At 39.0% G+C, this 15,240-nt stretch carries 13 protein-coding genes; 5 read left to right on the top strand and 8 right to left on the bottom strand.

Translation table 11 applies throughout. The annotated features are described in order from the left end of the window. Positions 1–177: 177 nt before the first annotated feature. Positions 178–1,392: a DUF2075 domain-containing protein gene (locus tag IV87_RS02865; protein ID WP_057805398.1), complete on the bottom strand. Its 1,215-nt coding sequence runs from the start codon at positions 1,390–1,392 to the stop codon at positions 178–180. A 110-nt stretch (positions 1,393–1,502) separates the two neighbouring features. Between IV87_RS02865 and IV87_RS02860 the strand changes: the two genes are divergently transcribed. The 3 genes from IV87_RS02860 (at position 1,503) to IV87_RS10875 (ending at position 3,022) form a co-directional block, all read left to right on the top strand. Beyond that, positions 1,503–2,027: a GNAT family N-acetyltransferase gene (locus IV87_RS02860; protein ID WP_057805397.1), complete on the top strand. Its 525-nt coding sequence runs from the start codon at positions 1,503–1,505 to the stop codon at positions 2,025–2,027. 72 nt (positions 2,028–2,099) lie between these two features. Continuing rightward, the gene (locus IV87_RS02855; protein ID WP_057805396.1) at positions 2,100–2,825 is read left to right on the top strand and encodes an SDR family oxidoreductase; all 726 of its coding nucleotides are present in this window, start codon (positions 2,100–2,102) and stop codon (positions 2,823–2,825) included. Positions 2,826–2,857: 32 nt separating this feature from the next. Continuing rightward, positions 2,858–3,022 carry a hypothetical protein gene (locus IV87_RS10875; protein WP_307724346.1) on the top strand — a complete coding sequence of 55 codons (165 nt, stop codon included), beginning with the start codon at positions 2,858–2,860 and terminating at the stop codon, positions 3,020–3,022. 72 nt (positions 3,023–3,094) lie between these two features. Here IV87_RS10875 and IV87_RS02850 read toward each other — a convergent pair whose 3' ends face one another. The 7 genes from IV87_RS02850 to IV87_RS02820 form a co-directional block, all read right to left on the bottom strand. Next, a complete protein-coding gene (locus IV87_RS02850; RefSeq protein WP_057805395.1) occupies positions 3,095–3,934 on the bottom strand; it encodes an aldo/keto reductase family protein in 840 nt (279 codons plus the stop codon). Between the two features lie 137 nt (positions 3,935–4,071). After that, positions 4,072–6,801 (bottom strand): cation-translocating P-type ATPase, encoded by a 2,730-nt coding sequence (locus IV87_RS02845; RefSeq protein WP_057805404.1) that lies wholly within the window; start codon positions 6,799–6,801, stop codon positions 4,072–4,074. A 237-nt stretch (positions 6,802–7,038) separates the two neighbouring features. After that, on the bottom strand, positions 7,039–7,887 hold the full coding sequence (locus IV87_RS02840) for an alpha/beta hydrolase (RefSeq protein WP_082623500.1): 849 nt from the start codon (positions 7,885–7,887) through the stop codon (positions 7,039–7,041). Beyond that, entirely contained in the window at positions 7,880–9,148 is a 1,269-nt protein-coding gene (locus tag IV87_RS02835; RefSeq protein WP_057805393.1) for a PTS transporter subunit EIIC, read from the bottom strand. Before IV87_RS02835 ends, IV87_RS02840 begins: the two co-directional genes overlap by 8 nt. A gap of 307 nt (positions 9,149–9,455) precedes the next feature. Then, the gene (locus tag IV87_RS02830; protein ID WP_057805403.1) at positions 9,456–11,036 is read right to left on the bottom strand and encodes a BCCT family transporter; all 1,581 of its coding nucleotides are present in this window, start codon (positions 11,034–11,036) and stop codon (positions 9,456–9,458) included. Between the two features lie 871 nt (positions 11,037–11,907). Next, positions 11,908–12,486, bottom strand: a complete 579-nt coding sequence (locus IV87_RS02825) for a sugar O-acetyltransferase (RefSeq protein ID WP_057805392.1) — start codon at positions 12,484–12,486, stop codon at positions 11,908–11,910. Between the two features lie 28 nt (positions 12,487–12,514). Next, on the bottom strand, positions 12,515–13,585 hold the full coding sequence (locus IV87_RS02820) for an Mbeg1-like protein (RefSeq protein ID WP_057805391.1): 1,071 nt from the start codon (positions 13,583–13,585) through the stop codon (positions 12,515–12,517). A 150-nt stretch (positions 13,586–13,735) separates the two neighbouring features. On the opposite strand from IV87_RS02820, the gene IV87_RS02815 reads away from it, so the two are divergent. After that, positions 13,736–14,434: a VIT1/CCC1 transporter family protein gene (locus tag IV87_RS02815; RefSeq protein WP_057805390.1), complete on the top strand. Its 699-nt coding sequence runs from the start codon at positions 13,736–13,738 to the stop codon at positions 14,432–14,434. A gap of 45 nt (positions 14,435–14,479) precedes the next feature. Next, positions 14,480–15,142, top strand: a complete 663-nt coding sequence (locus IV87_RS02810) for a VIT1/CCC1 transporter family protein (protein WP_057805402.1) — start codon at positions 14,480–14,482, stop codon at positions 15,140–15,142. Positions 15,143–15,240 lie beyond the last annotated feature (98 nt).

Raw genomic sequence — 15,240 nt, 5'->3', positions numbered from 1 at the left:
CAGCCCAAATTTGCTGGAAGACGGCACTTTAATCTAACTTTGTTAACATGAACGCTTTTGTATCAGACAACGAGATGTGTTTTTGTACTTTCAACCATTAGTTATTTAGAAAAAGCAACGAAATCATTTCGAATGATTTCGTTGCTTTTTTGATCTAATGCAGCAGAAAAATTCTGATTAAATTTGCGCAAGTCGTTTCCTTAATGCAGGTTGACTAGCATAGATATAGAGGCCGTGAACACCACGTTTTAGTAGAACATTCAAAGTATTCATAATGAGTCTTTTTTTAATTTTAGTCAGTTCTACTGGATCCGATAAGTCAGCCCGTTTTTTGAAAATTTCGCTGTCGGTCACTTTATCTAAATTGACTGTCACACCGTCTGTACGGGGATCATATTCAATGGGTGGTCCCAAAATTACACCGACATAATTTAAATCAAATCCCTGAACAGTATAAATTGAGCCCACTTCATTAATAGTTTCCGGTTTTTCTGCCCAAGCCTGCCGTGAATAATTGTATTGATCCCATGGTAACTTAAAGTTGCCCTCGACAATGTAGTGTTTGCCGCCATCCAATTTTGAGGGGTAACCAGTAGTCGAGACAATGCGTGATAAACCAAATTTTTGATTTTGTTTTTTAATTAATTGATACATATCGTTAGCATCATTCATAACACGAAAATCAAAGTGATTCGCACGTTGTTTTGAAAGTGAATCAATCTTACCATGAGTAAAATCATCTATCCAAGTAATCAATTGAGAATCCACTTGCATACGAAATTGATCGTGCAAAACATAATTTTCATGAGGATAGATTTGAACAATTTGATTTAATCGTTGTCGATCCCAATAGCTTTTAGTTTTTAAAACTTGATTTTCATCAAAAACTAAAATAACAATTTTACTGTATTTAATGATTTCAGCTAGTTGGTTTTGTTGATCAAAGTTATTGTAGCGATCGGGACGCGACAGCAGCAGATGGGCTTCATCAATGACAGTGATATCGTAAATGACCTGATCTTTATGGCGGCGGTTAATGAAGGTAGTGGGGCGATCAAAATCCTTTTTATATAAATTGGGCTGCTCACCAGCAATTTCTTGATAAATTTTTAAAATTTCAGGATGATTCACAAGAAAAATATTTTTCGTTTTAGCAAGTGGTTTTTCTGAACCGCTACGGCTTACCGTTTGTAAATCATTAAAGATTTGACTTAGGACAACACTTTTACCAGTACCAGCTTCACCGTAAATTGTAAAAATGGCAGGGTTACTTTTGTTGATGTGAGCCGAAATAAAAGTCATGATTTTATTTTTCAAGTTCAGTTGTTCAGCAGTTAAGTGTTTAAATGGCGATAGTTTATAGCGGGCATCATTGACTTTAGTTGAATTCAATTGCAGTCCCTCTCTCTTAGTAGGCTAACTTTAATAGTAAGCCAAAAGTAGGCATCCTTCAAAGTGGTATACTTTGCACAATAAACAAATAAAGGAAGTAGTTACGTAAAATGCTTAAAATAGTTGCTTTAAATAAAGAAAACCTAATGGATTGGGATCGTTCTAATACCCAATTTGAGTTGACTGGTCGGGTGATTCCAACGTTAAAAAATGGTAAATGGACAATTCAAGAAGCACCATTTGAAAATGTCAAAACAACAAAATTTCCCGCCGAAAAACCGGATGAATCTTATTTGACGAATACACAAAAACAATTATATTTTGCCTATTTGGATGGTCAAAATGTGGGACAAATACGTATGTTTAAAAACTGGAACAAATTTTGTTATATTGAAAACATTGCAATTCAAGCCGGTCACAGACATGCCGGTATTGGTCAACAATTATTTGATGCGGCCGAAAAATGGGCGCGTGATAATGGATATATTGGCTTACAATTGGAAGCTCAAGACGACAATTTAAACGCTTGCCAGTTTTATCAGAAACAAGGGATGCAACTTGGTGGCGTCGATACCTTGTTCTACACAGCTAATCCCAATATCAGTGTGGCCTTACAATGGTACAAAATTTTTTAAGTTAAGTTAAATGTTCGTAATTCAATTTTGGGTTCTTTATAATGAGGGCAATAACTGATTGGGAGAACAGAAATGAACTTAAAAGACAAAAATATTTTAATTATTGGTGGCACGTCTGGATTTGGGGCTGAGGTTGCCAAACTAGCTTTGAAAAAGGGCGCGAATGTGCAAGTAGTTGGTCACAGTCAGGAACGATTAGAGCGGTTTTTAACTGAGAACACGACAAAATATTCAAAGTTATCGGGACAAGCGTTTGATGCGCAAAATTTGGAATCATTAACCTCGTTTTTTGAAAAACAAGAACCCTTTGATCATGTTATTTCGACACTTGGGGGTGCCATGGGTGGCGGCTTTTTGGATGCTTCAATGACGTTAATTCGTAAAACCATTGAGGATAAGTTTTTCGTGAATTTACAACTTGCTAAAATTGCGAGTAAGCATCTGAACCAGCAAGGCTCACTTATTTTCACTTCTGGTTCCGGTGGTCATCCAAGTGACGCTTCTGGTGCAATTGTGGGTAATCAGGCGATTAATACAATGGTAGCAGGTTTAGCGGTTGAGTTGGCGCCAAATTTTCGGGTTAACGCGGTTTCTCCAACGTGGACACCAACTGGTTTATGGCGCGGATTAACAACTACCGAGTTAGAGAAACAAAAGAAGACGTTTGCGAAGAATGTGCCTTTGAATAGGGTAGGAACGATTGCTGAGGTGGCGTCGGCCTATTTGTACTGTATGGAAAATGAATTTGTGACCGGTCAAGTTTTACGAGTTGATGGTGGCGTGGATTTGCAACGGTAATTCCGATTACGTCGCATGATAAAAATTATCCGTTGCATGTAAAATTGACTGGCCTGGTTCCGGAGGTGCATGGGGTGATTATGACAGAACAATTTATTTCAGTGGACCTTCAGGAACGTAAAATGAAAAAAATCACTAATTGTGGTCCGAAGATTTTGTCGAATGTCGATGAAATTATTGCAGATATGATTGTTTGAGCTTATAAAAAGGAGTTTGGACGTTTGATGACAAACGTTCAAAACTCCTTTTTTATCTCTGTATATTTTAGGCTATTCGTTGTGATCTTCACCTGGTGCAGTGTCGACCAGACTATCCAATGTTTCCATGTCTTCATCCGGAATCACAAAATCTAAGTGCGTATTTTCTTCGATATGCGCAGGATTGATCGCCTTAGGTAAGGGGAGAATATTATGTTGTAAGCAATACTTGATTGCCAATTGCGCAACTGACACGTGATTATTTTTAGCAATATCACCAACTTCTTGGTTATGCAACAGATAGCCGGTTGCCAAAGGTGAGAAAGCTTCGACTAACATGCCACTTTGTTTGGCAAATCTTACGTTACCGGGTTCTGTATAGCCAATATAATATTGAAGCTGGTTAACCATGGGTTCAATGTCGCAATGTTCTAAGATGTTCTTTTGATCTTGAACATTAAAATTAGAAATTCCAATTGCTTTCGCACGACCAGATTTATAGATTTCTTCCATAGCCCGCCAAACTTCAACGTTTTCTTTAGAGTAATCGGCACCCATTTCATCCCATGGCCATGGTGCATGAATTAAAAAGAGATCAACATAATCTAATCCAAGGTTTTGAATAGACTCTTCAAAAAAGTGGAGGCTATCGGCATAAGTTTTACTTTTAGCTGGTAATTTAGTGGTCACAAAAATTTGATCACGAGGAATTTTTGAATCACGAATAGCTTTACCCACACTTGCTTCATTTCCATACTGCCAAGCGGTATCAATGTGACGATACCCAGCAGCCAATGCGTTTTTGACAGAACTGTAAGTAACTTCACCATCAGGAATTTGCCAGGTTCCAAAGCCAACTTTAGGAATCTTAACACCATTACGGAGCTCAAAAGTTTCAGTTAAAGCGCTCATCAAACATCTCTCCATTTCAATTAACAATTTTTGATACCTTATGATACCACGGTTTTTGATTTCAAAAATTAATTTTGTGTATAAAAATAAAGTCAGAAATTTTCCTGACTTTATTTTTGAATTTAAAAGTTTGTTAGTTATGCTCGAATCCGTTTTCGCATAAAGAGTTTACGTCCTTCTTCAATTAAAACAAGTGGAATTGGAATACAGAAAAGTAAGAGCCAATCATGCCAGTCGATTGGAGCTGTATTAAACAGCCCTTGTAGAAATGGCACGTAAATCAAAAGGGTTAGCAAGATAACTTCAAAGATAATACCACCCCAAATACGACGGTTACTAAATAACCCAATGCTGAAAACGGACGAGTCTTTCGTTCGACAGTTAATAGCTGCCGCAATTTGACAAAAGACGATAGCTGCCAATGTCATGGTTGTGGCTTCTTGATAAACAGAACCAGATGCTGCTAGAGCCACATTTGGCCAGCCATGTTGACTGTTGACAAAGAAGTAACCAATGGTTGAAATGACTGAAGCCACCATACCATACCAAGCAAAGGCTTTAAGAATAATGCCACGATTAAGCAGATGAGCAGTTCGTAAGCGTGGTGGTTGTTTCATAATTCCGGGTTCGCTTTGTTCAGCACCAAGGCCAAGCGCTGGGAGCATATCAGTACCTAAATCAACTGTTAAGATCTGCATAACGGTCAATGGTAACGGAATTAAACCACGTGAAAACAGGAATAAAATCGAAGGAGCAGCTTCTGGCATATTACTATTTAAAATATATAGAAGGAACTTCTGCAGGTTACTATAAACAGTGCGGCCTTCTTCGATTGCGGCTACAATTGAAGCAAAGTTATCATCGGTTAAAATCATGTCCGCAGCATCCTTGGCAACATCGGTTCCCGTAACACCCATGGCAACCCCAATGTCAGCTTTTTTGAGGGCAGGTGCATCATTGACACCATCGCCAGTGGAAGCCACAATTTCGCCGTTACTTTGGAGAGTAGTGACGATACGATACTTTTGTTCAGGTGCAACACGGGCAAAAATAACTTCGCCTTTTAAGGCTTCTTTAAGGTCCGCAGTGTGCATTTCTGCTAGTTCATCACCGGTAATCACTCGTGCTTTATCAGTATTAATTCCGATTTTTACGGCAATACTTTTAGCTGTTAAAGAACTATCACCGGTTACCATGATAATTCGAATGCTTGCTTCGTGGCACTTATGAACGGCCTCAAAAATTTCTGGACGAGGAGGATCCGCCATAATCGTTAAACCAACGAAAGTTAGATGTTGTTCAGTTTCTTCAATTGTCCAATCTTTAGGATCATCTGGCAAATTAGCATCGGAAGCATCTCGATAAGCAATTGCCAAGGAACGTAACCCTTGAGCTGCGTATTTTTTATCTGCTTGATTGATTTGTTCCTTATCAGCATCTGTAATTGGCCGAATTTTGCCGTTGTCTAGGATGGTTTTACTGATTGGCAAAATACCATCTAATGACCCTTTGACACAAATAGTAGTTTTATCAGCCACTTTATGGAAAGTGGACATGCGTTTTCGATCTGAATCAAAAGGTAAGGCACCAATTCGAGGGAACTTTTTGGTTTCTTCTTCCAAATTGATTCCGGCTTTTTCCGACAAAATGATTAGTGCAGCTTCAGTAGGGGTTCCAATAATCTTAGGGTTATCACCGTCAGTTTTTGGAGCTTCTACCTTAGTGTCGTTGTTAAGGGTGGCAACTCTTAACAAAATTTGTAAATCTGGTTGTTTGCAGATATCAATATCTTTTCCATCTAGTTGAATATGACCGTTGTTGACATAGCCTTCACCGTTGACGGTATATTCATGACTAGCCAACCAAAGATGATTAATGGTCATTTGATTTTGCGTTAAGGTTCCAGTTTTATCTGAACAGATAACCGTTGTCTCACCAAGGGTTTCAACGCTGTTTAAATCTTTAACCAAGGCGTGTTTTTTTGCCATGCGAGTGACCCCTTGTGCTAATGAAAGGGTTACAGTTGGTAATAAGCCTTCTGGAATAAAGGCCACGATCATTCCCAAAGCAAAAATAAACGATTTGGCAATTGGATAATGAACAAAAAAGATTGCGGCAACGAAGAAAATCGCACCGATTAAAATAGCAATTAACGATAATTGACGGGTTAAGTGATTCAATTCAACTTCTAGTGGACTTGCGTGGTGTTTTTGACTCTGAGTTAGTTTGGCGATTTTACCAAATTCTGAGTGCATACCAGTGGCGACCGCCACAGCAGTTGCAGTTCCGCTACCAGCAACAGTTCCCGCAAATACTAAGTTTGATTCGGCAAAACGCCCGACACCATGTGAGTACTTGACTTGTTTGCTGACCAAAACAGATTCACCAGTAAGTGCCGATTCGTCAACCTGAAGTGAGGTGGACTGAATGATGCGGGCATCCGCTGAAATACTATTACCAGCCTGAATGATGAAAACATCACCAGGAACCAAATCTTCTGAGTTAATTTGTTTTGGTTTACCATCCCGCAGAACCTGGGCATAGGTCGGCAACATTTTTAAGAGCGAATTTGTCGCTTTTTGAGCCTGATGCTCCTGCCAATAACTGAAAATACCATTGATTACATTGACGGCCCAAATGGCAATTCCTAATTCAACCATTTGTGCGAAAATCGCAATGAAACCACTAATCCAAAGTAAAATGGCCATTAAACTTGTGAAGTTTTTTAAAAAGGCTTTAACCTGGGATTGTTTTTTGTTCCGCTGGATCGTGTTCGGTCCAAATTTTTTTAGTAATCCAGCTGCTTGTTCTGAAGATAAACCTGATTCTTTAGTATCAAAGTACTTATAGACATCTTTTATATCCATAGACGCATAACGCGTTGTACTTTTTTGGTTTACTTTATCCAAAATACTGGCCTCTTTCTATCCAATTTTAAGTGCAATTCCTTGCACCGTATTAGTATAACGCCATTTGATGAAAAGCAGTTATTTTTTTAGTTATTACACTATGATTCTATCAAAATAGTACATATAACTCATTTTTAAAGTCCAACTTTTTTAGGGCAGAATTAAGTTAAAGCTGTAATCTAATATTCAACTTTGCTAATGACGAACATTAACATCTGGTCGCTGTTTAGTATCAGAAATATGCAGGACATACTGTTGAATTAAACTAACGATTTCGCCATTTTGTGGTAAGTCATGGTGAGTAGTATCTTCGCCAGTAACTGTGATTTGAGTATAGTTTTTGGCTTGTTTTTGAAAAATGTACTTGCCAGCTTCAACACTCGCAAACGGTACTGTTCCATCGTTGTTGTAATTTTCGGTGCCGGCAACAGAATACATAACCAAATTACTAGGAATCTTTTTGTTATCATGAATCAAATCAGTCAACATTTGAGTCCGTTTATCAATGTTGGTTTCCGAGAAATTATACGGTGAAGCAATTGTCATCAAAGTATTAATACGCATTTTTTGCTGATTAAAATATTTTTCCAGATAACGTGTTAAAACTAACCCACCATTGGAATGACCAATAGCTGAAAAATGATTAAAGTGATATCTTGTACTCAAGATAGTCATGGCATGATTGAACCAAGCCGCTTGTTTTTTGATGTTTGAATAGCCGTCGTCATTATTTTCAAAAGCAATCACAATGTACGGGTGACTACGCCCGGGTTCGAAGGTACCACTATAGGAAAGATGGTTATCGGTGTGCACGGTTACTTTGAGAAGACTGCTGGTTGTTTTAGTTTTGTTGTTTAACTCATTTACCATAGCGTCAAAGCGCTCTTGGGTGGCGCTACTGCCGGGTACCAAAATAATGGGTGATACCCGTGAGTTTGCGGAAGGGATTGCATTACGCATATTTTGTTGGGTCCAGCGAAGACCAAAAATGCCAAGCAGACCAATTAATAAAAGTAGTACTAAGGGGCGTAACCATTTAAGCATGGGGGTCATCCTCCTTTTTAGCTGTCAGTTGATCAATTAATGAGACGAATGGATAGTAAATTAATCCGGAAATCACCAGGCTGAGCAAACTGATAAAAAGGGCGCCAAAGTTCCCGTTAGTGCCTAAAAATGCACGTAAAATACTAGGTGTTGCATAAGGAATTACGTATGCCGAAGCCGGGACCAGATGGACAACAATGGCTAAATAGCCAATGCTCATACTGACAATAGGTGCTACGAGAAAGGGGATGAGAAACAAAGGGTTAAACAAAATTGGAATGCCAATCATGAGTGCTTCCCCCTGATCAAATAAAGTTTGGGTAAAGGATAATCCGGCCACTAAGCGAGCACGCTGGTTTTTGACACGCATAAGAATGGTTCCCGCCAAAGCTAGCAACATGCCGTTGCCGCCGAGTGCACCATATGAATCATATAAAGAATGTAATGTAATTGGGTACGGGATTTTCCAAAGATTATGATGATCAGCTAGATAGGCTAAATTAACTGTTCCAGAGGAAAAATGATTGCCAATCGTTGTAGTAAAGTCGTTAATCACGCCAAAAAAGTGACCAATATTACTCAGAAAAGTTGCTAAAATAATTTTCCAAAATGAAGGACGATTACCAACTTGAATTAAGTTTTGAAGTTGTTGAGAAAGATAATTAGGGAATAGTTGCGTTTGATAAACGATGAAACTAATTGCGCCAATCAAAACAATCAAGAGGCTAAAAATGATAATTAGGCGATTGGTTGCCCAATAACTGACTGTTAGTTTGATATGTGAATTCTTTGCTAAAAGACTATAACCGTAACCGGTCAGCAAACCAATGACAATCGGGATGAGAAGATTGCCAGCGACCTCTGTAATTTGAGGGAAATCAAGACTAGGAGCAGTTTCAACGATGAGGAGAAAGTAGATAAAAAGACTGGTAATACCAGCTAAGTGTTCATGGGATAGTTTTGAACGCAATTCAAATAGATTTTCAGCCGTAAAAAAGGCTAATAACAGTGAAATTGTGATAAAGGTTAAGTCATTTGTTGATTTTAGAAGGTAGGAAATAACGTAAAAACCAGGTAGGTTAGTATGAAGATTCAAGATAACCTCTAAAATGCCATTTCGATGAAAACAAATTTCATAAATAATATGAAAAGTGACGGCAACAAATTCTAGCGGAAAAATTAACCATAATGCCGAAAGAATTGCCTGATAGAAGTTCTGCTTATACAGTTTTTTTGTGATTTTTATTAATTGACTTGTCATTGAACATACTCCCCCATGAACTTTCCTTGATTATACAACATCCATGTCTATTCTGGTCAATTACGAAGATAAATAGTGATTTTTGGGGTTTAAAAAAGATCGAGGTTGGTTTGCCTCGATCTTGATATTTATTTTGGCTTTTGTTTTTGTTTAATAATTGGGATCGCTACATATCATTTATATCCGAAACGTGCAAAAAAGAGCAGCTTCCTCCGCCTAACTACGAAACTCCAACGATTCCTAAACCGAAGCATTGGAGCTTCTAGGCTATGCTCGGAAGCTAAACGCCTCCCCTTAGCACTCTTTTTTAATCGCTCAAATAACTCTCCAACGTCACCTGCACGTGCTTTCGCTTTCGAATAATTTCCGGTGAAACATGCGGCAAGAACAACACTGTTTCCTTCTTTGCCTGCGTCACCCTTTGATCCTTATGAATCATCTGCCAAATTGACAACAACAGCAGCGCACAAACCGCAATCAATGGGAACCCAGCAATCGAACTGATCGCCTGCACCGTTTTAAATCCGCCAACAAACACAATACCAAACGAAAAAATAATGAACACAATCACCCAAATCAATCGGTTAAACTGACTCGGCTGTTCACCTGGTTCCAAGTGCTTACTAGTAAACGACGAAACAATGAAAGCCGACGACGAAATTGTCGTTGCCAAGAAAATAAAACAAGAAATACTATAAATAACTAACATTAACATTTTTAACGGCAACGTACTTATGACCGCAGCAATTGCAGCCGCCTGTCCTTGAGTATTTAAAATGTGAACTAAATTAATCACACCAGTTTGTTGTAAGTAAAGTGAATAGCCACCCAAAATAGCATAGAAACTCATGCAGCCAAGTGCCCCATAAGTTAACATACCCACAACAACCTGACGAATAGTTCGTCCACGCGAAATCCGCGCAATAAACAATCCCATAACAGGCATATATGACAACCACCATCCCCAATAGAAGATGGTTTCTTGTTGGGCCACGCCGGGCTTACCATTAGTTGTAGTGCTGGCACTCATGGTAATGAATTTCTCTACCATTAAACGTAAACTGTTACCTTCGTCACGGAAAATAGTCAGAGTTGGACCGACAAACAAAACAATCAGTAAGAACCCAATGGCTGTCCAAATATGCGCAGCACTAAGTTTGTCGATACCGCCTTTAATACCGTGAAAAACGGTCACAGCAAAAATTAAAAAGAGAATTAAAAACATAAACAGTTTTAAAAATAAGTTATCAGGAATTCCAGTTAATTGATTAATAATTTTTGAAAGCACAGGGATTTCCATACCAACTGATGAACCGATGCCACCCATAATGCCGAAAACAACTAGAAAGTCGATAATTTGGCGCACGACTTTTTTATAATGTTCGGGACCTTTTAGAAATGAAATGGCGGAACTAATTCGCATAACATGAACGTTACGTACATACATTACGTAGGCAATGGCAATGGTTGCAGAGGCAAACATCATCCAAGCCATGGGTCCCCAATTGAATTGCCCCAACATGTGGGCGTCACCATAAGCGGCGGCAGAATAGGGTTTATCACCAAAAACGGGACTTTGGACATAACGTAAGGGATCAACCATGCTGAGCATGAGAATGCTGGCGTCAATGGCGGTTGCAAAGACCATGCTGCCCCATTGAAAGCTGCTGTATTCGGGTTTGTCATTGGCGTGACCAAGTTTGATTTTGCCAAAATGACTGAAGGCAAGGTAGATAAAGAATATGAAATTAATGATGTAGATGCCAAGGTAAGCCCAAGACATGTGGGCGGTGATGCCGTTCATGACGTTGCTGAGAACGACACGAAGGTTGGAACCTCCAAGAATGAGCCCAAGTGAGACAAGGGCGAAGAGACTAACGGTAGGTATGAAGACGGTGCGGTCGATATTTCTATGGTGTAAAATAATGATCCTCCTAATAGTATAAGTGAGTGTAGGGGAGCGACTATGTGTTGAGAAATAGGGGCGCTGTAGGCGGAATTGTATTCCGCAGTAGGCGCGCCTATTTCTCAACACATGCTCCCAGGAACTGTCCTAAAAAAAGTGAGTGTAGGGAGGTGTCTAGTTTTGAGTACCTAAACGCACCGTCAGCGGGATGGAATCCTGCGTTAGGTGTGTTTAGGTACTCAAAACTGCCTCCAGAAACTGTCCTAAAAAAGTGAGTGTAGGGAGGCGTCTAGTTTTGAGTACCTAAGCGCACCGTCAGCGGGATGAAGTCCCGCGCTAGGTGTGTTTAGGTACTCAAAACTGCCTCCAGAAGCTGTCCTAAAAAGTGAGTGCAGAGAAGCGATAAGTTCATATTACCTAAGCGCACCGTCAGCGGGATGAAGTCCCGCGCTAGGTGTGTTTAGGTGTTCAAAGCTGCCTCCAGAAACTGTCCTAAAAAAGTGAGTGCAGAGAAGCGATAAGTTCATATTGGCTAAGCGCACCGTCAGCGGAATGAAATCCTGTGCTAGGTGTGTTTAGCTAATGTGAACTGCTTCTAGAAACTGTCTTAAAACAAAAAAATGGAAAAAATACAAAGAACTGAACAAAAAGACATTGAAAGAATAGCGAACTAAAATCAAACGGACGGAAAAGCGAGGAAAATAAAATCTGAAAATTCATGAAAATATAAGGCGGATCTTTCATGAATACAAACAAAAAAACGCTAAATACAATTATCCCATCAGGATATCTGCACAGCGTTTTAGACTTATACAAATACTAATGAATTCGCTCGCTTTTTCGTTGATTGAATTTAGTTTTTGATCACATTACCATCTTGATCTAAATGATGAATAATGCGGGCTGGATTACCAACAATAACCACATCATCTGGAAACGATTTGGTTACCACGGAACCAGCACCTACGACGACGCGATTACCAATGGTAACACCTGGTAAAACGGTCACGCGACCGCCCATCCAAACGCTATCGCCGATGGTAATTGGCGCTCCCATCTCGACATCGGCATTTCGGCTTTTGGCATCAAGTGGATGCACGGGCGTGTATAAACCAACATTGGGACCGAAGTAGCAGTGTTCACCAATGGTAATAGGACAAGTATCTAACATGGTAATGTCATAGTTGCCATAAAAGTGATCACCAATGTGAATATTAAACCCGTAATCGAATTTAAATTCACTTTCAACAAAGAAATTGGCGCCTGTTTTAGCAAGCAAACTTTGAAAACGGTGGTTACGATTATCATTATCAGTAATCTGGTTAATCTCTTGAAGTTGTTGCCGAATAAACTTGCGTCTTGCAATTAGTTCGGTATCAAATTCTTGGTAAGATTCGCCAGCGGTCATTTTTTCTCTTTCAGTTTTCATAATACAAGCGTACCACGTTTACCGAGATTTGTTAAAAGTGCGCAAAAGTCACAATGATTTGAAATGCCGATTGCAAGGCTTTTTGTCCCATTTGACGTGCCATTGGATCCCAAGAGTTGCTCTGGATGCGGAAGGCTTTTGTCACTTGTTGCCAATGTTTTAATAAATCGTTTATTGAAACAGCTTCACTTTTATCTAGAATTGTCCAAAAAGTGTCAATAAATAATTGCGCACGGTCATGTTTTTGCTGACGTAACCATGGTCGTAATTCATGTGTCAAAAAGTTATCCGTGGTACTAGCCCTTCCTAATTCAACGGGGATGGCATCATGTAGTTGCCAACTGTATAAATCATGTTGCCAAATACCAGTAGCTGTACTGTTTACGATGATGGGTGGATTAGTGAATTCAGATCCAATCCCAAAAAAAGGCAGTTGCGGTAGATAAGTTTGAAAACGACTTTTGACTGGTTCAGTTTGCGTTGGTTTAGAAGCCACTTGTGGTCCATCGAAATTGACCACTTGCTTAACACGTTTTTGAATGTCTGAACTAGCATGACTGGCCGCGTAAATGGCCATACTGCCACCCTTAGAAAATCCGATTACTTGTAAAGTATCGAAAGGTAAGATGCCCACTTGTTTTAAATAGTCGACTGCAAAATCCTGCCAGGTAGTAGAATCCGCATCGTAGATAATTCGTAAATCTGATTTCCATCCTAAAGTAGTGCCATCCGCACCACGAAAGACAATAATTTTTGTGTGTGAATCAATACTTACAGTAATTGCAGCGCATTGTTTATCTAAATTTTCTGGAGCTTGGATTTTAAAACCTGAAAGTTTTACTTTTTCGTAACGGAATGAGGTTTGTAATTTTTGAATGAGAATACGATCGTTGGGCAGTAACACGTATTCTGAAGTATGAACCAACTGCTGTTCCAACTGTTTTAAAGCATCTCGCAGAGGAACTTCATCTGAAAAATTTTTAGAAACAATAGCTTGCCAAGGCAAAAAAGGTAAACGGGTCAGAATCATCTGATCCGCTACGTTCAAACTTGCAGTAAGTGGGCGATTGTAATTATCTAAGTATTTTAGTAAATCAGGCATGATCATTTCTCCAAAAGTTACAGATTTCGATTGTTTTCTTGTTTAGAAAATAACATTGAAACGCCAGCGAGTCAATTTGCAAAAAGTTAAAGAACTAGTATGATAAAAGTGAATTTGTTAGAACCATTCTAAACGAGAGGAAGTTTTAATATGGTTATAAACAAAAAACAACGACGATTTTCGCCGTCATTAGCCCAAAAAATCAATGTGATGCGAGCAAGCGTGATGGGTGCAAATGACGGTATTTTATCGGTTGCTGGAATTGTCATTGGGGTTGCTGGAGCAACAACCAATAGTTTTTCAATTTTTATTTCCGGAATTGCTGGTATGATTGCCGGAACAGTTTCAATGGCAATGGGGGAGTATGTTTCTGTTAATACGCAAAAAGATGCGCAACAGCATACTGTTCAATTAGAAAAAGAGGCTTTAAAAAAAGATTACGACAAAGAGTTTGCCGCAGTTAAACAAAAATTCTTAGATTCTGGTATTTCTGAGAAGTTGGCTGAAAAAGCAACGAATGAAATGATGACCCAGGGAAGTTTAACGACAGTTGTCCGTGAAAAATTTGGCATTAATATTCATGACTATACGAATCCTTATTTTGCAGCGTTGGCGTCCATGATTGCTTTTCCAACTGGTTCACTCTTGCCATTACTAGCCATTACGTTTATTTCACCTGAATATAAAATTCCTTTAACAATCGCTGCCGTAGCGGTTGCTTTGGCACTGACGGGATATTTGGCGGCCGTACTTGGTAAGGCCATTCGCTATAAAGGGGTTGTCCGAAATGTTATTTCTGGACTGATTACAATGCTGGTAACCTATCTCATCGGTAGTTTATTTGCGTAATAGGAGGCAAAAATTTTGTTTAAAAAATTAAGTAATCACAAGAATATGGATAACTGGTTGAACACTTTACGAGCAGGAGTCTTAGGAGCCAATGATGGGATTTTAACGGTCGTCGGTGTTTTGTTCAGTGTGGCAGCTGCAACGACGAATTCCTTCACAATTTTTATAGCTGGATTATCCGATTTGCTGGCGTGTGCATTTTCAATGTCGGCAGGGGAGTTTGCATCAGTTAGTTCGCAAAGAGATACAGAAAAGTCAGTTGTTGGACAAGAAAGTTTGTTGTTAAATACACAATTTGAAGATGAAAAAGAACGCGTGGTTCGTTTTTACGAAGAAAAGGGCGTTCATCATGATACGGCTCAATCAATAGCCAACGAACTGCTAAGTCAAAAGGATCGAGCACTTGCCACAATTGTTAATATCAAATACGGAATGAATTTAAATAATTATTTGAATCCATGGCAAGCAGCAGTATCTTCATTGTTTTCAGCATCTTCGGGCGGTGTTTTTCCACTTGTGGCAATGACTTTTGCTCCTGCTGGTTATCAATTAATAGCAACGATTATGGCTGTTTTAGTTGCAGTCACACTGACTGGATATTTGAGTGCTCGTCTCGGTAATGGCATTCCTAAAAGGGCCATTATAAGAAATATTGTTGTTGGAATTATTACAATGTTTATTCATTACTACGTTGGAAAATTATTTTAAACTGAAAATTGTTTAGCTTGGTGTTTGCAATTTACATGCAAACACTTTTTTGTTATATTATCGTTATTTTATTTTAGGGAAACCAAAAAAAGTGTTTA

The sequence above is a fragment of the Pediococcus ethanolidurans genome (assembly GCF_001437405.1).
GTDB lineage: Bacteria > Bacillota > Bacilli > Lactobacillales > Lactobacillaceae > Pediococcus > Pediococcus ethanolidurans.
Note: the sequence above shows the minus strand (reverse complement) of the source record. Positions and strands in the feature narration are given on the sequence as shown.